Annotated in this window: 16 protein-coding genes; 11 read left to right on the top strand and 5 right to left on the bottom strand. The window is 52.0% G+C overall.

Annotation, left to right across the window (positions count from 1 at the left end; translation table 11 throughout):
• Positions 1 to 372: 372 nt before the first annotated feature.
• Both ampG and LCS67_RS16415 read right to left on the bottom strand, forming a co-directional pair.
• The gene (ampG, locus tag LCS67_RS16420; RefSeq protein WP_000098467.1) at positions 373 to 1,848 is read right to left on the bottom strand and encodes a muropeptide MFS transporter AmpG; all 1,476 of its coding nucleotides are present in this window, start codon (positions 1,846 to 1,848) and stop codon (positions 373 to 375) included.
• 43 nt (positions 1,849 to 1,891) lie between these two features.
• Positions 1,892 to 2,470: a lipoprotein gene (locus LCS67_RS16415; protein ID WP_001539323.1), complete on the bottom strand. Its 579-nt coding sequence runs from the start codon at positions 2,468 to 2,470 to the stop codon at positions 1,892 to 1,894.
• A 303-nt stretch (positions 2,471 to 2,773) separates the two neighbouring features.
• Between LCS67_RS16415 and bolA the strand changes: the two genes are divergently transcribed.
• The 9 genes from bolA (at position 2,774) to fadM (ending at position 13,339) form a co-directional block, all read left to right on the top strand.
• A complete protein-coding gene (gene bolA, locus LCS67_RS16410) occupies positions 2,774 to 3,091 on the top strand; it encodes a transcriptional regulator BolA (protein WP_000973433.1) in 318 nt (105 codons plus the stop codon).
• A 346-nt stretch (positions 3,092 to 3,437) separates the two neighbouring features.
• Complete coding sequence (tig, locus tag LCS67_RS16405; protein ID WP_001198406.1) at positions 3,438 to 4,736, top strand: trigger factor; 1,299 nt, start codon at positions 3,438 to 3,440, stop codon at positions 4,734 to 4,736.
• 247 nt (positions 4,737 to 4,983) lie between these two features.
• Positions 4,984 to 5,607, top strand: a complete 624-nt coding sequence (clpP, locus tag LCS67_RS16400) for an ATP-dependent Clp endopeptidase proteolytic subunit ClpP (protein WP_000122257.1) — start codon at positions 4,984 to 4,986, stop codon at positions 5,605 to 5,607.
• Between the two features lie 251 nt (positions 5,608 to 5,858).
• Positions 5,859 to 7,130, top strand: a complete 1,272-nt coding sequence (clpX, locus tag LCS67_RS16395) for an ATP-dependent protease ATP-binding subunit ClpX (protein ID WP_000130314.1) — start codon at positions 5,859 to 5,861, stop codon at positions 7,128 to 7,130.
• A gap of 185 nt (positions 7,131 to 7,315) precedes the next feature.
• On the top strand, positions 7,316 to 9,670 hold the full coding sequence (gene lon, locus LCS67_RS16390; protein ID WP_001067723.1) for an endopeptidase La: 2,355 nt from the start codon (positions 7,316 to 7,318) through the stop codon (positions 9,668 to 9,670).
• 190 nt (positions 9,671 to 9,860) lie between these two features.
• On the top strand, positions 9,861 to 10,151 hold the full coding sequence (gene hupB / locus LCS67_RS16385) for a nucleoid-associated protein HU-beta (RefSeq protein WP_254888479.1): 291 nt from the start codon (positions 9,861 to 9,863) through the stop codon (positions 10,149 to 10,151).
• Between the two features lie 290 nt (positions 10,152 to 10,441).
• Entirely contained in the window at positions 10,442 to 12,313 is a 1,872-nt protein-coding gene (gene ppiD, locus LCS67_RS16380; protein WP_023197727.1) for a peptidylprolyl isomerase, read from the top strand.
• A 149-nt stretch (positions 12,314 to 12,462) separates the two neighbouring features.
• On the top strand, positions 12,463 to 12,837 hold the full coding sequence (locus LCS67_RS16375) for a helix-hairpin-helix domain-containing protein (RefSeq protein ID WP_000680322.1): 375 nt from the start codon (positions 12,463 to 12,465) through the stop codon (positions 12,835 to 12,837).
• A 103-nt stretch (positions 12,838 to 12,940) separates the two neighbouring features.
• Entirely contained in the window at positions 12,941 to 13,339 is a 399-nt protein-coding gene (fadM, locus tag LCS67_RS16370; protein WP_001194543.1) for a long-chain acyl-CoA thioesterase FadM, read from the top strand.
• Positions 13,340 to 13,444: 105 nt separating this feature from the next.
• On the opposite strand, the gene queC is transcribed toward fadM, so the two are convergent.
• Positions 13,445 to 14,140, bottom strand: a complete 696-nt coding sequence (gene queC / locus LCS67_RS16365; protein ID WP_023262843.1) for a 7-cyano-7-deazaguanine synthase QueC — start codon at positions 14,138 to 14,140, stop codon at positions 13,445 to 13,447.
• Between the two features lie 70 nt (positions 14,141 to 14,210).
• Positions 14,211 to 15,905, bottom strand: a complete 1,695-nt coding sequence (locus LCS67_RS16360) for an SgrR family transcriptional regulator (protein WP_001238183.1) — start codon at positions 15,903 to 15,905, stop codon at positions 14,211 to 14,213.
• 99 nt (positions 15,906 to 16,004) lie between these two features.
• On the opposite strand from LCS67_RS16360, the gene cof reads away from it, so the two are divergent.
• Positions 16,005 to 16,823 (top strand): HMP-PP phosphatase, encoded by an 819-nt coding sequence (gene cof, locus LCS67_RS16355; protein WP_000113030.1) that lies wholly within the window; start codon positions 16,005 to 16,007, stop codon positions 16,821 to 16,823.
• Positions 16,824 to 16,871: 48 nt separating this feature from the next.
• Here cof and cdsH read toward each other — a convergent pair whose 3' ends face one another.
• Complete coding sequence (gene cdsH / locus LCS67_RS16350) at positions 16,872 to 17,927, bottom strand: cysteine desulfhydrase (RefSeq protein WP_000987850.1); 1,056 nt, start codon at positions 17,925 to 17,927, stop codon at positions 16,872 to 16,874.
• Between the two features lie 112 nt (positions 17,928 to 18,039).
• Between cdsH and decR the strand changes: the two genes are divergently transcribed.
• Positions 18,040 to 18,498: a DNA-binding transcriptional regulator DecR gene (decR, locus tag LCS67_RS16345; RefSeq protein WP_000884593.1), complete on the top strand. Its 459-nt coding sequence runs from the start codon at positions 18,040 to 18,042 to the stop codon at positions 18,496 to 18,498.
• Positions 18,499 to 18,502 lie beyond the last annotated feature (4 nt).

Raw genomic sequence — 18,502 nt, 5'->3', positions numbered from 1 at the left:
TGATTGGTTCTGTGTTACCAAGTTCTGCCGCGCATGTCACATATGTTGCCAAGTATGTCGAAATAACTTTAAGACACTGTTGAAACTTTGCGTTATAACGGATGAGGTCTGTAAGTGTGATGTTGAGGGATAATTGGTATAACCAATGTAAAAATAAAACAATTACTTAACAATTTATTATCAATAAAAGGACAATCAACGGCGGAAATTTAAATTTAATCGGCTGAATCGTGTAAAGAAAATAGGTAGCGTAGAAATTACCAATAATTTCCAAAATTCTGTTGCGCACAAAAAGACAAATATATTTTTTATCAATTGATGGTTATTTAGCCGTTATAATTCCGGGTCGTTATTACAACGGCAAATAATGTTTTAGAGCAGGCGTGTTTTTCGTAGCGCCAGGTAGTCCAGCAACCCGCCAAAGACAATGCCGCACACGGCAACCACTACCGCGGTCTCAAGCAATCCGGGCAGGAATGAGAAGTTGGTGTAATCCACCGCGTTCATGGTCAGCAGGAGTACCCATACCGCCAGCAAAGCGACGCCCGCGAGCAGGATTGAAAGCGCGAAATTGTAGGCGCCACGGTATTGCGTGCGGGGAATGAAACGCTCGCTCTGCCAGCTATATTCCAGCGTTTGCCGACAGACCAGCAACAGTAACAGCCCGGGAACGGCGGCGACAACCGAGAAGAGGTAGAATGTCGGCCAGCCGTGCGCTTCAACGAACCAGCCCGCTACAGGACCAACATAAACGCGGCCTACTGCGGAGAGGGCCGACAGTAGGGCAAACTGTGTTGCGGAAAACGACTTATTACATAGCGTCATTAATAAGGCGACAAAGGCGGCAGTACCCATCCCGCCGCACAGATTTTCGAAAAAGACCGCCGCGCCCATGCTGAACATGTTTTTATCGGTAATGGAGAGCAACCAGTAACCGGCGTTGGACGCGCCTTGCAAAATGCCGAAAATCAGCAGCGCGCGAAACAGCGAAAGACGCTGCATTAATATGCCGCCGTATAACGCGCCGACGATTGTCGCCAACAGGCCCAGCGTTTTATTGACCACGCCGACTTCGCCGGCGTCAAAGCCGACGCCGCGAATCAAAAAGGTGGTGGTCAGGCTCATGGCGAAGGCGTCACCCAGTTTATAAAGCACAATGAGCAGTAAAATCAGCCAGGCGTTATTACGGCCAAAGAAATCGCGTAGCGGCGCGACGACGGCCTGTTCCAGCGATTTCGGGGACGGGATACTATCGGTCGGTTCCGGCGCCAGTAAGGTGGCGATAATGCAGGGGATCAGCAATGCCGCCATCAGCCAGTACATGCCCTGCCAGCCGAGCCAGCGATCGGCCAGCCATAGCGCCAGTCCGCCGGAAACCAGCATCCCCAACCGGTAGCCAAGCACGCTGATTGCCGCGCCAGCGCCGCGTTCTTCTGCGGGTAAAACATCGGTTTTCCAGGCGTCGAACACGATATCCTGCGAGGCGGAGCAAAAAGCAATCACCACCGCCAGCGCCGCCATCCAGCGTAGCTGCGTGCCGGGTTCAAGAAAGCCCATCGCCGCAATCGCCGCCAGTAACAACAGTTGGGTGGCGAGTAACCAACCGCGACGACGACCTAAAAAAGGCGGCGTGTAGCGGTCCATCAGCGGGGACCAGAGAAACTTAAACACATAGGCCTGACCAACCAGCGAGAAGAAGCCAATCGTTTTAAGATCGATATTCTCGACGGTCATCCACGCCTGTAGCGTACCGGAGGTGAGCGCCAGCGGGAGGCCGGAGGCAAAACCCAATATCAGCAGAATGGCTGAACGCGGTTGCTGGAAAATACGTAAATATTGACTTGACATAGGCATCTACAGACCCGGCTTCTGCCGGGTCTTGTTGTTGCTATTAACGGGCGTTTTGCTTGATAAAATCGTGAATACTGGTGTCCTGAGACATATCAGCGATAGTATCGGTCAGAACACTGTTCACCGCGTCGGCAATATTCTGGTTAGAGGCCTGGAATGCCCCTTCAATAGAGTAGTTGGCGCGATAGTTTTTGGTCATCTTGTTGCCATTTGCCGCGGTCGCAATAATCGCGATATCCGCTTTGGTCGCGATGTTGTAGCGCACGCTGCCCTGGGAAACATCAGCATACAGTTGGTTAACAATAATCTGCAGATTAACCGCGCCGTTAGGCCCGATCATATAGCCCCGCGCCGTCATCTGTTTTTCCAGGACTTCTTGTAACAGGAAGCGTAAATCGCGGGAGGCGGTTAACGTTACCAGCTGGTTGTTACGCGTGACTTTCGCTAACGCTTGATCCTGGCGTTGGTCCGCGCCGGTAATGCTAACGGTGACGCCCATCAGGCTCGGATCCTGCTGTGGCAAGGTGATCTTCGGCGCGACGTCAATGGTCGTCGGCGGTGTGGCGCATCCTGCCAGCATAAACAGAGCGACTAACGGAAAGAGAAGTTTTTTTAACATATTCAGGCTCTCAATGACGCTTAAAACGTGATAGGTAAAAATTCCCGCCATCATAACACCGCTAACGGCGAGGGGAAGTGGTCAACGCAGGTAAATTCGTCGTAATGTCCGATTTGGTATTGATAACGGCGCGAGCGGGGATTTTGAGCGCTAAAAGAATGATTAAGGCAGTAAACTTCATACGTTTGGCTGAAATAATCAGACGAAAGCTAAATTTTTGTTGTCATGCTGTAATGGAAACGGTAAAAGCGGCTAGTATTTAAAGGGATGGGTGACATCACAGCGTTGTCGGAGGAGATTTTCATGATGATACGTGAGCAAATAGAAGAAAAATTAAGGACAGCGTTCGACCCCGTGTTTCTCGAAGTTGTGGATGAAAGCTATCGTCACAATGTTCCAGCAGGATCGGAAAGCCATTTTAAGGTCGTGCTGGTGAGCGATCGCTTTACAGGCGAACGTTTTCTTAATCGTCATCGGATGATTTACGGTACGTTAACGGCGGAACTTTCCACAACCGTACATGCGCTGGCACTGCATACTTATACCCTCAAAGAGTGGGAAGGATTGCAGGATACTATCTTCGCGTCGCCTCCTTGTCGCGGCGCGGGAAGCATCGCGTAGCAAAACGGATTTGCAACTACCTCCGCTTTTCCAGTATGTTGCTACAGAATTATGTGAAAACGGCCTGCGGGCCGTTTTGTTTTGTCTGAATTTTGAGCATGTCGTACAGTATTCAGACAAAAATTAGCCGAGAATTGTGAAAACCGCCGCAGCATCGCACAATCACCGTTCTCGACTCACAAAAGTGATGCCGCTATAATGCGCCGTCTTATATATGAACGTCTTCGGGATGATTCTGACGACAGGGAATGTGATTGATTATGAGAACATCCCGGTTCCGCGAAGCAAATAGCACGTGCTTGCGGAGTAGAGTTGACCGAGCACTGTGATTTTTTGAGGTAACAAGATGCAAGTTTCAGTTGAAACCACTCAGGGCCTTGGCCGCCGTGTAACGATTACAATCGCTGCTGACAGCATCGAGACCGCTGTAAAAAGCGAGCTGGTCAACGTAGCGAAAAAAGTACGTATTGACGGCTTCCGTAAAGGCAAAGTACCGATGAATATCGTCGCTCAGCGTTATGGCGCTTCTGTTCGCCAGGACGTGCTGGGCGATCTGATGAGCCGCAACTTCGTTGACGCGATCATCAAAGAAAAAATTAACCCGGCAGGCGCGCCGAACTATGTTCCGGGCGAATACAAAGTGGGTGAAGACTTCACTTACTCCGTCGAGTTTGAAGTCTATCCGGAAGTTGAACTGACCGGCCTCGAGTCCATCGAAGTTGAAAAACCGGTTGTTGAAGTCACCGACGCTGACGTTGATGTGATGCTGGACACCCTGCGTAAGCAGCAGGCGACCTGGAAAGAAAAAGACGGCGCTGCTGATGCGGAAGACCGCGTGACCATCGACTTCACCGGCTCTGTAGACGGCGAAGAGTTCGAAGGCGGCAAAGCGACCGATTTCGTTCTGGCGATGGGCCAGGGGCGTATGATTCCGGGCTTTGAAGACGGCGTTAAAGGCCACAAAGCTGGCGAAGAGTTCACTATCGATGTGACCTTCCCGGAAGAGTACCATGCTGAAAACCTGAAAGGTAAAGCGGCTAAGTTCGTTATCAACCTGAAGAAAGTTGAAGAACGCGAACTGCCGGAACTGACCGAAGAATTCATCAAACGTTTCGGCGTTGAAGATGGTTCCGTAGCCGGTCTGCGCGCTGAAGTGCGTAAAAACATGGAGCGCGAGCTGAAAGGCGCGGTACGTAACCGCGTTAAGTCTCAGGCGATCGAAGGTCTGGTAAAAGCTAACGACATCGACGTACCGTCTGCGCTGATCGACAGCGAAATCGACGTTCTGCGTCGTCAGGCTGCGCAGCGTTTTGGTGGTAACGAGAAACAGGCTCTGGAGCTGCCGCGCGAACTGTTCGAAGAACAGGCTAAGCGTCGTGTAGTTGTAGGTCTGCTGCTCGGCGAAGTCATTCGTACCAACGAGCTGAAAGCGGACGAAGAACGCGTTAAAGGCCTGATCGAAGAGATGGCGTCTGCTTACGAAGATCCGAAAGAAGTGATTGAGTTCTACAGCAAAAATAAAGAGCTGATGGACAATATGCGTAACGTCGCTCTGGAAGAACAGGCTGTTGAAGCGGTTCTGGCAAAAGCGAAAGTGTCTGAAAAAGCCACTTCCTTCAATGAGCTGATGAACCAGCAAGCGTAATTTTTCGCGTTAAAAGCACGAAATTTGCACAAAAACCCGTCACCTTTCAGTGACGGGTTTTTTTTTGTCACGCATTTTGCATGGTAAGGGTGCGAAAACCGCGTTTCAGTGTTAGCGTTAGAGCAAAAGATTGTTATGCTTGAATTATGGCGATGCCGTACCCATTACAGAGGGACTGGCTGATAATCCGTCCATCAGGTTACAATCAGTACAGCAGGTTTTTTCAATTTTTATCCAGGAGACGGAAATGTCATACAGCGGAGAACGAGATAATTTGGCCCCTCATATGGCGCTGGTGCCGATGGTCATTGAACAGACCTCACGCGGTGAGCGCTCTTTTGATATCTATTCTCGTCTACTTAAGGAACGCGTCATATTTCTGACCGGCCAGGTCGAAGACCATATGGCTAACTTGATCGTGGCGCAGATGCTGTTCCTGGAAGCGGAAAACCCGGAAAAAGATATCTATCTGTACATTAATTCTCCTGGCGGCGTAATTACTGCGGGGATGTCCATCTATGACACCATGCAGTTTATTAAGCCAGACGTCAGCACCATTTGTATGGGACAGGCGGCCTCTATGGGGGCGTTTTTGCTGACTGCCGGGGCGAAAGGCAAACGTTTCTGCTTGCCGAACTCTCGCGTCATGATCCACCAGCCGCTGGGCGGCTACCAGGGCCAGGCGACGGATATTGAAATTCACGCCCGCGAAATTTTGAAAGTAAAAGGGCGCATGAATGAACTTATGGCGCATCATACGGGTCAATCTCTTGAGCAGATTGAACGTGATACTGAGCGCGATCGCTTCCTCTCCGCGCCTGAAGCGGTAGAGTACGGTTTGGTTGACTCAATTTTGACCCATCGTAATTGATGCCCTGGACGCAAGTGTGCCGCTATACACTTCATCCTTCACGCTACCTCGGTGTTGGCTGCCAGCGCGCCTCCCGGTGACTTACTTATGTAAGCGCGTGGGGAGTCGCTGAGTTGCCGCCTTGATGTAGCTCGAATGATTTTGTGTATATACTAATGAAGGGCGGCACAACGCTGATTAGCGGCTTGCGCCTGAGAATGGCATTTGCGTCGTCGTGTGCGGCACAAAGAACAAAGAAGAGGTTTTGACTCATGACAGATAAACGCAAAGATGGCTCGGGCAAATTGTTGTACTGCTCTTTTTGCGGCAAAAGCCAGCATGAAGTGCGCAAGCTGATTGCCGGTCCATCCGTGTATATCTGCGACGAATGCGTCGATTTATGTAACGACATTATTCGCGAAGAAATTAAAGAAGTTGCTCCGCACCGTGAACGTAGTGCGCTGCCGACGCCGCATGAAATTCGTACTCACCTGGACGATTACGTTATCGGCCAGGAGCAGGCGAAAAAAGTGCTGGCGGTGGCGGTCTATAACCACTACAAGCGTCTGCGTAACGGCGATACCAGCAATGGCGTCGAGTTAGGCAAAAGCAACATTCTGCTGATTGGACCGACCGGTTCCGGTAAAACGCTGCTGGCGGAAACGCTGGCGCGCTTGCTGGATGTGCCGTTCACTATGGCGGATGCGACCACGCTGACCGAAGCGGGTTACGTGGGTGAAGACGTCGAGAATATCATTCAGAAACTGTTGCAGAAATGCGACTACGACGTGCAAAAAGCGCAGCGTGGGATTGTCTACATTGATGAAATCGATAAGATTTCGCGTAAATCAGACAATCCGTCCATTACCCGCGACGTTTCCGGCGAAGGCGTACAGCAGGCGTTGCTGAAACTGATCGAAGGCACCGTCGCCGCGGTTCCACCGCAGGGCGGTCGCAAACATCCGCAGCAGGAATTCTTACAGGTAGATACCTCTAAGATTCTGTTTATCTGCGGCGGCGCGTTTGCCGGTCTGGATAAAGTGATCGCTAACCGTGTTGAAACCGGCTCCGGCATTGGTTTTGGCGCGACGGTGAAAGCGAAGTCCGACAAAGCCAGCGAAGGCGAGCTGTTGTCGCAGGTTGAACCGGAAGATTTGATCAAATTTGGTCTGATTCCTGAGTTTATCGGTCGTCTGCCAGTGGTGGCGACGCTGAACGAACTCAGCGAAGAAGCGCTGATTCAAATCCTGAAAGAGCCGAAAAATGCGCTGACCAAGCAGTATCAGGCGCTGTTTAACCTGGAAGGCGTCGATCTGGAATTCCGTGACGAAGCGCTGGACGCTATCGCCAGGAAAGCAATGGCGCGTAAAACCGGCGCCCGTGGCCTGCGTTCTATCGTCGAAGCGGCGCTGCTGGATACCATGTACGATTTGCCATCTATGGAAGACGTCGAAAAAGTGGTGATCGACGAGTCCGTTATTGCCGGTCAGAGTAAGCCGTTGCTGATTTACGGCAAACCGGAAGCGCAGGCTTCTGGCGAATAATTAAACATTCATACAATCAGTTAGCCAAAAAAGGGGGGATTTTATCTCCCCTTTCGTTTTTCCTGTAAACACGCCGTTGAATGTGTGGGAAACATCCCCATATACTGACGTACATGTTATAGGTGGTATGGAGCACAGCTATACTATCTGATTACCTGGCGGACACTAAACTAAGAGAGAGCTCTATGAATCCTGAGCGTTCTGAACGCATTGAAATCCCCGTATTGCCCTTGCGCGATGTGGTGGTTTATCCGCACATGGTCATACCCTTATTTGTAGGGCGGGAAAAATCTATCCGTTGTCTGGAAGCGGCTATGGACCATGATAAAAAAATCATGCTGGTCGCCCAGAAGGAAGCATCAACGGATGAGCCGGGTGTAAACGATCTTTTCACCGTCGGGACCGTGGCCTCTATTTTGCAGATGTTGAAACTGCCTGACGGCACCGTAAAAGTGCTGGTCGAGGGGTTACAGCGCGCGCGTATTTCCGCGCTGTCTGACAACGGCGAACATTTCTCCGCGAAGGCGGAGTACCTTGATTCGCCAGCCATTGATGAGCGAGAACAAGAAGTGCTGGTGCGTACCGCTATCAGCCAGTTCGAAGGCTACATCAAGCTGAACAAAAAAATTCCGCCGGAAGTGCTGACGTCACTCAATAGCATTGACGACCCTGCACGTCTGGCTGACACCATCGCCGCGCATATGCCGCTGAAACTGGCGGATAAACAGTCCGTACTGGAGATGTCCGACGTTAACGAACGTCTGGAATATCTGATGGCGATGATGGAATCTGAAATCGATCTGCTGCAGGTTGAGAAACGCATTCGCAACCGCGTGAAAAAGCAGATGGAGAAATCCCAGCGCGAGTACTATCTGAACGAGCAAATGAAAGCGATTCAGAAAGAACTTGGCGAGATGGACGACGCGCCGGACGAAAACGAAGCGCTGAAGCGTAAGATCGACGCGGCGAAAATGCCGAAAGAGGCGAAAGAGAAAGCGGAAGCGGAACTGCAGAAGCTGAAAATGATGTCTCCGATGTCGGCGGAAGCGACCGTGGTGCGCGGCTACATCGACTGGATGGTGCAGGTGCCGTGGAATGCGCGTAGCAAGGTCAAAAAAGACCTGCGTCAGGCGCAGGAAATCCTCGATACTGACCATTATGGTCTGGAGCGCGTGAAAGACCGCATCCTTGAGTATCTCGCGGTTCAAAGCCGTGTAAATAAAATCAAGGGGCCGATCCTGTGTCTGGTGGGGCCGCCGGGGGTAGGTAAAACCTCGTTGGGCCAGTCCATCGCTAAAGCAACAGGGCGTAAATACATCCGTATGGCGCTGGGCGGCGTGCGTGATGAAGCGGAAATCCGCGGTCATCGCCGGACTTACATTGGCTCTATGCCGGGCAAACTGATCCAAAAAATGGCCAAAGTGGGGGTTAAAAACCCACTGTTCCTGCTCGATGAGATCGACAAAATGTCCTCGGACATGCGCGGCGATCCGGCTTCCGCACTGCTGGAAGTGCTGGATCCAGAGCAGAACGTGGCGTTCAGCGATCATTACCTGGAAGTGGATTACGATCTCAGCGATGTGATGTTCGTCGCCACCTCCAACTCCATGAACATTCCGGCGCCGCTGCTGGATCGTATGGAAGTGATCCGTCTGTCCGGTTATACCGAAGACGAGAAGCTGAATATTGCTAAACGTCACCTGCTGCCGAAGCAGATCGAGCGTAACGCGCTGAAGAAAGGCGAACTGACGGTCGACGATAGCGCGATTATCGGTATTATTCGCTATTACACGCGTGAAGCGGGCGTGCGTAGTCTGGAGCGTGAAATCTCCAAACTGTGCCGCAAAGCGGTTAAACAACTGTTGCTCGATAAGTCGTTAAAACATATCGAAATTAACGGCGATAATCTGCACGACTACCTCGGTGTGCAGCGCTTTGATTATGGCCGCGCGGATAGCGAAAACCGCGTAGGTCAGGTGACGGGGTTGGCGTGGACGGAAGTGGGCGGCGATCTGTTGACCATCGAAACCGCCTGCGTACCGGGCAAAGGCAAGCTGACCTACACCGGTTCGCTCGGTGAAGTGATGCAGGAATCCATTCAGGCGGCGCTGACCGTGGTGCGCGCGCGCGCGGAAAAACTGGGTATTAATCCGGACTTTTACGAAAAACGCGATATCCACGTTCACGTGCCGGAAGGCGCAACGCCGAAAGACGGTCCAAGTGCCGGTATCGCGATGTGTACCGCGCTGGTTTCCTGCCTGACCGGTAATCCGGTGCGCGCAGATGTGGCAATGACCGGTGAGATCACGCTGCGCGGTCAGGTGTTGCCGATCGGCGGCCTGAAAGAAAAACTGTTGGCGGCGCATCGCGGCGGGATTAAAACGGTCTTAATTCCATTCGAAAATAAACGTGACCTGGAGGAAATTCCGGACAACGTGATTGCCGATCTGGATATTCACCCGGTTAAGCGTATTGAGGAAGTTCTGACGCTTGCTCTGCAAAACGAACCGTCTGGAATGCAGGTTGTAACCGCAAAATAGTGACCTCGCGCAAATAGCGCTAATAAAAACAGGGCTGGCAGGCTATTTCGGACTTGCCAGCCTTTTTTTGTATAGCTAATTTAGATGGTTGATTGGGTCTGCCACCATTAACGGGTGTTGTAAGGGCGTGGCAGGCCTGATATAACTGCTGCGCGGTCGTACTTCGAAGGATTCAGGTGCGATATAAATTATAAAGAGGAAGAGAAGAGTGAATAAATCTCAACTGATCGAAAAAATTGCTGCAGGGGCTGATATCTCTAAGGCTGCGGCTGGACGTGCGTTAGACGCGATTATTGCTTCTGTTACCGAATCTCTGAAAGAAGGGGATGACGTTGCACTGGTAGGCTTTGGTACTTTTGCTGTTAAAGAGCGTGCTGCCCGTACTGGTCGCAACCCGCAAACAGGTAAAGAGATCACCATCGCCGCAGCCAAAGTGCCGAGTTTCCGTGCAGGTAAAGCGCTGAAAGACGCGGTAAACTAAGCGTGATCCCCTCGGGGGATGTGACAAAGTACAAGGGCGCATCAACTGATGTGCCTTTTTTATTGACGATTCGGGACTTTCTGCGCGTTGCGGGCTGACAATTGCCCTCGTTTCTTGTCACAATAGGCTTTTGCGCGCCGCGTTCAGAAAATGCGATGCGCGTGAAGTCTATATACGCAAATCATTCAGGTTGCGTCGACGCGGCAACTGAGCGAATCACTCGGTAGCCAGCAGAGAAGCCGCCTGAAAGATAAAGTGTAAAGTCACCTACAGCGGAGTGTGGTTACACCATGATGGACAGCTTACGCACGGCTGCAAACAGTCTCGTGCTCAAGATTATTTTCGTTCTCATTATCGTATCGTTCATTTTGACCGGCGTTAGTGGTTACCTGATTGGCGGAAGCAATAACTACGCCGCAAAAGTGAATGGCCAGGAAATCAGCCGGGCACAGTTTGAGAATGCGTTTAATAACGAACGTAACCGTATGCAGCAGCAGTTGGGCGACAGGTATTCTGAACTGGCGGCCAACGAAGGTTATATGAAAAGCCTGCGCCAGCAGGTGCTGAATCGTCTGATAGATGAAGCGCTGTTGGATCAATATTCCCGCGAACTGAAACTGGGCATCAGCGATGAGCAGGTAAAGCAGGCGATTTTCGCCACTCCCGCTTTTCAGGTGGACGGTAAGTTTGACAACAACCGCTATAACGCGATTGTGAATCAGATGGGAATGACGGCCGATCAGTATGCTCAGGCGCTGCGTAACCAGCTTACCACTCAGCAACTGATCAACGGCGTGGCCGGTACTGATTTTATGCTGAAAGGGGAAACCGACGAACTGGCGGCATTAGTCTCTCAACAGCGCGTGGTGCGTGAAGCCGTTATTGATGTCAACGCGCTGGCGGCGAAGCAGCAGGTGACCGATCAGGAAGTGTCCAGCTACTACGATCAGAATAAAGCCCGCTTTATGACGCCGGAACAGTTCCGCGTAAGCTATATCAAACTGGATGCCGCGACGATGCAGGCACCGGTCAGCGATGCGGATATTCAGGCCTATTATGACCAGCATGTAGATCAGTTTACTCAGCCGGAGCGCATTCGTTACAGCATTATTCAGACCAAAACGGAAGATGATGCGAAAGCGGTACTGGATGCGCTGAACAAGGGCGAAGATTTCGCCACGCTGGCGAAAGAGAAATCTACCGATATCATCTCTGCGCGTAATGGTGGCGATATGGGCTGGCTGGAAGAGTCTGCCACGGTGCCGGAACTGAAAAACGCCGGATTAAAAGAAAAAGGCCAGATATCTGGCGTGATTAAGTCGTCTGTCGGTTTTCTGGTGGCGCGTCTGGATGATATTCAGCCTGCCAAAGTGAAACCGTTAAGCGAGGTTCGCGACGACATTGCCGCGAAAGTGAAACAAGAAAAAGCGCTGGATGCTTACTATGCGTTGCAGCAGAAGGTGAGCGATGCGGCAAGCAACGACAATGAGTCGTTAGCAGGCGCTGAACAGGTCGCTGGCGTAAAAGCCGTTGAAACCGGCTGGTTTAGCCGTGACACCTTACCGGAAGAGCTGAACTTCAAACCGGTAGCCGATGCTATCTTTAATGGCGGTCTGGTGGGCGAAAATGGTACGCCGGGGCCGAATTCAGACATTATCACCGTAGATGGCGACCGGGCTTTTGTCGTGCGCGTGAGTGAACATAAACCTGAAGCCGTGAAACCGTTGGCAGAAGTGAAAGAACAGGTCACTGCCCTGGTGAAGCATAACAAAGCGGAACAACAGGCGAAGCTGGATGCGGAAAAACTGCTGGTCGAGCTGAAAGCGGGCAAAGGCGCGGAAGCAATGAAAGCGGCGGGTCTGAGTTTTGGCGAGCCTAAAACGTTAAGTCGTACCAGTCAGGATCCGGTGAGTCAGGCGGCCTTTGCGTTAAGCCTTCCGACGAAAGATAAGCCAGTTTATGGCGTGGCGAACGATATGCAGGGTAACGTCGTTCTGCTGGCGTTTGACGAGGTGAAAGCGGGCGCCATGCCGGAAGCGCAGAAAAAAGCGATGGTGCAGGGCATCACGCAGAACAATGCGCAAATTGTCTTTGAGGCGCTGATGAGCAATCTGCGTAAAGAGGCGAAAATCAAAATCGGCGATGCTCTGGAACAGCAGTAATCGTCGAGGCGCTTCGCAAAAAATTGCAAAATGTTGTATCCCACAAAGGCCGCTTTCGCGGCCTTTTCCATTTCTGAAAATTGCCGTTTGTTCGTTTTTCTCCGTCCCGCTATCGTGGCTGCACTGTTAACAAACAAGGAGAAAACAGTATGAAACACGGAATTAAAGCACTGCTTATTACACTTTCTTTAACCTGCGCGGGCATGGCCCATAGCGCACTGGCGGCGACGCCTGTCGCAAAAAATGCAGCGGTGGAAACAAAAGCGGATACGCCTTCTTCATCCTCCGCCAAAGCGGCATTACCTGCTAAAGCCAGCGATGATGAAGGTACCAGGGTGAGCATTAATACCGCGTCTGCGGAGGATCTGGCGCGGGTGATGAACGGCGTTGGGCTGAAAAAAGCGCAGGCTATTGTGAGCTATCGGGAGGAGTATGGTCCTTTTAAAACGGTGGATGATTTAAAGCAGGTGCCGGGAATGGGAAGCGCGCTGGTGGAGCGTAATCTGGCAGTTTTAACATTGTAATCACTTGCACAGTGGCAAAAATTTGCCAGACTGTAGAGGTCATACCAGTTATGACCTCTGTACTTGTCGTTTACTTATAACAACAACGTAAGGTTATTGCGCTATGCAAACACAAATCAAAGTCCGTGGATATCATCTTGATGTTTATCAACATGTTAATAATGCCCGCTATCTGGAGTTTCTGGAAGAGGCCCGTTGGGATGGGCTGGAAAACAGCGACAGCTTTCAGTGGATGACGGCCCGCAATATTGCTTTTGTGGTGGTAAACATCAACATAAATTACCGTCGCCCGGCGGTATTGAGCGATCTACTGACCGTGACCAGCCAGGTACAACAGCTTAACGGTAAAAGCGGCGTATTAAGCCAGACGATTACGCTGGAACCAGAAGGTCAGGTGGTGGCTGATGCGCTCATCACGTTTGTTTGTATTGATTTAAAAACGCAAAAAGCGCTGCCGCTGGAAGGCGAATTGCGTGAAAAGCTGGAACAGATGGTGCAATAACGCCTCGCTGTCTGATGGCGTTGAACTTGTCCGGCCTGGCGATATTGACCATGGTGAATATCGCCAGGCCGGATAAGGCACGTGCGCCGCCATCCGGCAAAACAATCACCTTAACCCGGTTTTTTGCTTCATTGCCGCCATCACCGCCGCTTTATTCGACAGATAATGATTCAGGCCGTTAGCGCGCAGATTACAGGCCGCGCAATGACCACAGCCATCGCCTCTAATGCCGTTATAGCAGGTCAGCGTGTCTTCGCGAACCAAATCCAGTTGGCCCCAATAATCGGCCAGCGCCCAGGTCTCAGCTTTATCAATCCACATTAAGGGCGTTTCGAAACGGATATCTTTCGCCATGCCCAGATTCACCGCGTGATTCAGCGCTTTGACGAACTCATCGCGACAGTCTGGATAGCCGGAAAAATCGGTCTCGCAAACGCCGGTGATCACCGCCTCGGCTTTGACCTGATAAGCGTAAATCGCCGCCAGCGTCAGAAAGAGAATATTGCGTCCCGGTACGAAAGTATTGGGGATACCGTCAGCGTTCGGTTCATAGTCCGGCACCGGAATGCTATCCCGCGTCAGGCTGCTGACCGCCAGTTCGTTCAGCAAAGTGACATCCAGCACTTTATGCGCGCGTGCGCCAAGTTTTAACGCCAGCGCGCGCGCGACATCAATCTCTGCGCGGTGGCGCTGACCATAATCAAACGTGACACAATGCACTTCATCATACTGATGCCGCGCTTGCGCCAGACAAGTGGTGGAGTCCTGACCTCCACTAAATACAACAACGGCGCGTTTCATAGTTATCCTGATCAATGACGAAAGCCAATATGGTAACGCGTACGGATAATCCCGACCAGCTTCTTCACGGCTAAGGCGGCGGAAGCCAGGCTTCGCTAAATTCAAACCAGCCGCGAGGGGTGAGTCGAACGCCGTTAACGCCCGGTGGGGCGCTGATGCGATAGTGATAATTAAACAGCGGCGTAAGTGTGGCGTCATCCATCAGGTTGGCAAAAACTTGTTGTAGCGCGGCGCGGCGATCTTTTTCATTGGGCTGAATTTGCAGAGCGTCAAGCGTAGCCTGCAGATGGGAAAACGCAGGCGCGTCCAGGACATGTGACCAGATCTGATCGCAACGTAGCCACTGCTCCAGCGTATATTCCGGCGCTTCGCCGATCAGCCTGTCGCCCATCATCAGATCCGCTTGCGCCAACGCAGGGCAGTTATCCCAGTTTTTGGCATTATGAAAAATCAATGTTAACTCACAGCCGAGCGTCGCCAGGTAATGTCGAAGCTGTTCCGCCATCGTATGCAGCTCTACGGGAAGGTGGTACGCCAGGGTAAGTTTTTTCGGCAATGGCGTTTCATCAACGTCCTGCCATTGCGGGATTGTCCAGCCGGGTAGCAGCCCCTGACTTGGCATAATCAAGTTCTCATCTACCGGCAAGGTTTTCAGCAGCGAAGTATGATGGATAATATGTATCAGACGCCGCGCCTGCTGTACGTTGAGCCGTGAGCCCTTTTTGAGGGTTAAATAGCAAAAACCCAGACTAATACCACTACTTACCTGACTCAGCGTCGCCAGCTCTTCCGGTTTGCCGATGGCAATCTGCACCGGATGGCGGCAACTGGTGCCCAGATCTTGGGCAAACAGTTGCGGGGTGATCCAGAATTCAATCGCTTTCAGCAGCGGATGGCTGAGGTGATAATGGTCATGACTTTCCAGACGCACCAGTTCCGGCGTGAACAACGCCAGGCGAAAAGGACCGGTGCCGATAAGCGGCAGGTCAGGATGCGCCAGACCGCTACAATAGCTCGCCAGACGATGCGCCAGCCAGTAATCAGGTCGGTGAAGGAGAAAGGTCAGGCACTGAGGATGCGTTACTTCGATCCGTGCGACGCTAATAAACAATTTGCTTAGCGCGGGTAGGGTAAGCAGTCTTTCCAGGCGTTCGTGTAGCTGCGCGGTATCCACCGCATCGCCATTATGCCAGTGCAGCGTGGAGCGAATATAAAAATCCCAGCGTAAACCGTCGGCGGAAACCTTCCAGTGATGCGCCAGATCCCCGCAAGGATATTGGCTATCGCGGTCGAAGCGCGTTAACCCGGAAAAAACTTGCCCTGTGAGATGCTGTTCCGCGCGTCCTGGCAGGAAACCCGGCTGCAGCGGATCAAGCGGACGATAGTAGGGAATACGCAATGTCGGCGTATCGTTTTGCCATTGGCCGCCCATAAAAGGCTGGAGCATCGCCCGTAACTCGCCAGGCGCCAGCTGCGCCAGTTCCAGTACGTTGAGCTGCTGCCCTTTTTCCAGCGCCTGTTCCATCATGGCGGTGCGGAGCGATTCCGGCGTGACCAGAAACTGGAGCCGTCCACGTTTCCCGCGCCCGGACTGCGCCTCCCATCTTAGCCAACCAGCCTGCTGGGCCTGACGCAGCAGCGTTCGCAGATGGCGCTCGCTACAAAAACAGCGTTCGGCCAGTTCGCTAACGGTGACATGTTGCGTTTCCCCGGCGGAAGGCTGCCAGAGGCGTTGATATTGATTAAGCCGATTCAGTAGCCTCATAAAACCCGGAACACTTCCTTTTATCTGTTCACTATTACTTCCGTATATCTCAGGTAATACTGAACAACAAGTTAACCGCGTCACAGTGTGGAGAAAGAGATGGCCCGTCTGGCAGCATTTGATATGGATGGCACGTTATTAATGCCCGATCACCATTTGGGTAGAGAAACGATCGCCACGCTGGCGCGTCTGCGCGAACGCGATATCACTCTGACATTCGCTACGGGTCGTCATGTGCTGGAAATGCGGCATATTCTGGGGACGCTTTCACTGGACGCTTATCTTATTACCGGTAACGGGACGCGAATTCACTCGCTGGAAGGCGACGTGCTGCATCGTCAGGATCTCGATCCTCAGGTTGCCGATACGGTGATGCACCATGCCTGGGATACCCGAGCCAGTATGCATGTGTTTAATGACAACGGCTGGTTTACAGGCCAGGAGATCCCCGCGCTACTCCAGGCGCACGTCTACAGCGGTTTTCGTTATCAGGTTATCGATATAAAAAGCATTCCGGCCCATCAGGTGACGAAGATCTGTTTTTGCGGCGATCATGACGATCTGATCCGTTTGCGCATTCAGCTCAATGAGGCGCTGGAAGAACGCGCGCACCTCTGTTTCTCTGCCGTCGACTGCCTGGAAGTGCTACCGCTGGGGTGCAATAAAGGATCGGCGCTGGCGGTATTGAGCAATCATTTAGGGCTTTCACTGGCAGATTGCATGGCGTTTGGCGACGCGATGAACGATCGGGAAATGCTGGGCAGCGTCGGGCGGGGGCTCATTATGGGCAATGCCATGCCGCAGCTTATCGCCGCGCTGCCACACCTTTCGGTTATCGGACATTGTGGTAATCAAGCGGTATCACACTTTTTGACGCATTGGCTGGACAATCCGCATCTACCTTATTCCCCCGAATGAGAGATCTCTTCCAGCAAGCCAGACATTCAGTCTGGCTTTTTTTTGTTTCTAGTCGCCGGTAAGTAATTTTGCGATGGCCGCTGACCACGGCGTCAAATCGCCGATATGGTCGCTAACCCAGGACGGATGGTAATAGGTATCCAGATAGCGATCGCCGCTATCGCACAATAACGTCACGATAGCGCCGGTTTCTCCAGCCTCGCGCATCCGGGCCGCAAGCTGCAGCGCTCCCCACATATTCGTGCCGGTAGAGGCGCCGACTTTACGGCCTAGCTGCGTTTCCAGCCAGTGTGCGGTGGCAACGCTGGCGGCGTCCGGCACGCGCAGCATCTCATCTACGACATCCGGAATAAAAGAAGGCTCTACTCGCGGACGACCAATTCCTTCAATTTTACTGCCCACCGGGCTGCGTAATGAAGCGTCGCGATCCTGCCAGTAAGGTAAAAAGACGGAATTTTCCGGATCCACCACCATGAGCTGAGTATCATAGCCCTGGCAGCGAATATAGCGCCCAATCGTCGCAGAGGTTCCGCCCGTTCCGGCGCTCATGACGATAAATCGCGGTACCGGATGGGGTTCGTTGCGCATCTGGCGGAAAATACTGTCGGCAATATTATTGTTGCCCCGCCAGTCGGTAGCTCGTTCTGCGTAGGTAAACTGGTCCATATAGTGACCGTTCAGTTCATGCGCCAGCCGCTCGGAGGCGGCATAAATTTCGCAGGCGCTCTCCACAAAATGACAGTGGCCGCCGTAAAATTGAATCTGTTCGATTTTACGTTTTGCGGTACAGGCGGGCATGACGGCGATGAACGGCAGTCCCAGTAAACGCGCGAACCAGGCTTCGGAAATCGCCGTTGAGCCTGATGATGCTTCAATAATCGGAGTGCCTTCTTTAATCCAGCCATTGCACAGCCCATAAAGGAACAGCGAGCGCGCCAGGCGATGCTTGAGGCTACCGGTGGGATGCGTGCTTTCATCTTTCAGGTAAAGCTGGATACCTGGAAATGCCGACAGGGGCAAACGAATAAGATGCGTATCCGCTGAGCGCTGGTGGTCAGCGTTAATTTCATTAATGGCATTTTTAACCCAATTGCTACTCATCATTAATATCCATTTATCATTTTGTGCCAAGAGTAGCGAAAAGTACGGAAAAAATTGTTGCTATTTGACCTTTAAATTACAATATAAGGAGAAAAATATTCTCTATGGAGTGGGTATGTTAGATAAAATTGACCGTAAACTGCTTTGCTTATTGCAGCAGGACTGTACCCTCTCTTTGCAGGCGCTGGCGGATGCCGTTAATCTGACGACAACGCCTTGCTGGAAGCGGCTTAAACGCCTGGAAGATGACGGTATCCTGCTTGGCAGGGTCGCGCTGCTGGACCCGGAAAAACTGGGGCTGGGGTTAACCGCTTTTGTGTTGATAAAAACGCAGCACCACAGCAGTGAATGGTACTGTCGGTTCGTGACCGTCGTCTCTGAGATGCCGGAAGTGCTTGGCTTCTGGCGGATGGCGGGGGAATACGACTATCTGATGCGAGTTCAGGTGGCCGACATGAAGCGGTATGACGACTTCTATAAACGTCTGGTCAATAGCGTCCCGGGACTGTCAGACGTCACCTCCAGTTTTGCGATGGAACAGATTAAGTACACCACATCTCTGCCCATTGAATAATTCT

The sequence above is a fragment of the Salmonella sp. A7 genome (genome assembly GCF_020181675.1).
GTDB lineage: Bacteria > Pseudomonadota > Gammaproteobacteria > Enterobacterales > Enterobacteriaceae > Salmonella > Salmonella enterica.
The sequence above is the reverse complement of the archived record's forward strand: the minus strand, read 5'-3'. Positions and strand labels throughout refer to the sequence as shown.

Excerpts from the sequence above, each read along its gene's own strand:
- ampG (WP_000098467.1), bottom strand. The coding sequence starts at position 1,848 with ATGTCAAGTCAATATTTACGTATTTTCCAGCAACCGCGTTCAGCCATT.
- LCS67_RS16415 (WP_001539323.1), bottom strand. The coding sequence starts at position 2,470 with ATGTTAAAAAAACTTCTCTTTCCGTTAGTCGCTCTGTTTATGCTGGCA.
- bolA (WP_000973433.1), top strand. The coding sequence starts at position 2,774 with ATGATGATACGTGAGCAAATAGAAGAAAAATTAAGGACAGCGTTCGAC.
- tig (WP_001198406.1), top strand. The coding sequence starts at position 3,438 with ATGCAAGTTTCAGTTGAAACCACTCAGGGCCTTGGCCGCCGTGTAACG.
- clpP (WP_000122257.1), top strand. The coding sequence starts at position 4,984 with ATGTCATACAGCGGAGAACGAGATAATTTGGCCCCTCATATGGCGCTG.
- clpX (WP_000130314.1), top strand. The coding sequence starts at position 5,859 with ATGACAGATAAACGCAAAGATGGCTCGGGCAAATTGTTGTACTGCTCT.
- lon (WP_001067723.1), top strand. The coding sequence starts at position 7,316 with ATGAATCCTGAGCGTTCTGAACGCATTGAAATCCCCGTATTGCCCTTG.
- ppiD (WP_023197727.1), top strand. The coding sequence starts at position 10,442 with ATGATGGACAGCTTACGCACGGCTGCAAACAGTCTCGTGCTCAAGATT.
- LCS67_RS16375 (WP_000680322.1), top strand. The coding sequence starts at position 12,463 with ATGAAACACGGAATTAAAGCACTGCTTATTACACTTTCTTTAACCTGC.
- fadM (WP_001194543.1), top strand. The coding sequence starts at position 12,941 with ATGCAAACACAAATCAAAGTCCGTGGATATCATCTTGATGTTTATCAA.
- queC (WP_023262843.1), bottom strand. The coding sequence starts at position 14,140 with ATGAAACGCGCCGTTGTTGTATTTAGTGGAGGTCAGGACTCCACCACT.
- LCS67_RS16360 (WP_001238183.1), bottom strand. The coding sequence starts at position 15,905 with ATGAGGCTACTGAATCGGCTTAATCAATATCAACGCCTCTGGCAGCCT.
- cof (WP_000113030.1), top strand. The coding sequence starts at position 16,005 with ATGGCCCGTCTGGCAGCATTTGATATGGATGGCACGTTATTAATGCCC.
- cdsH (WP_000987850.1), bottom strand. The coding sequence starts at position 17,927 with ATGATGAGTAGCAATTGGGTTAAAAATGCCATTAATGAAATTAACGCT.
- decR (WP_000884593.1), top strand. The coding sequence starts at position 18,040 with ATGTTAGATAAAATTGACCGTAAACTGCTTTGCTTATTGCAGCAGGAC.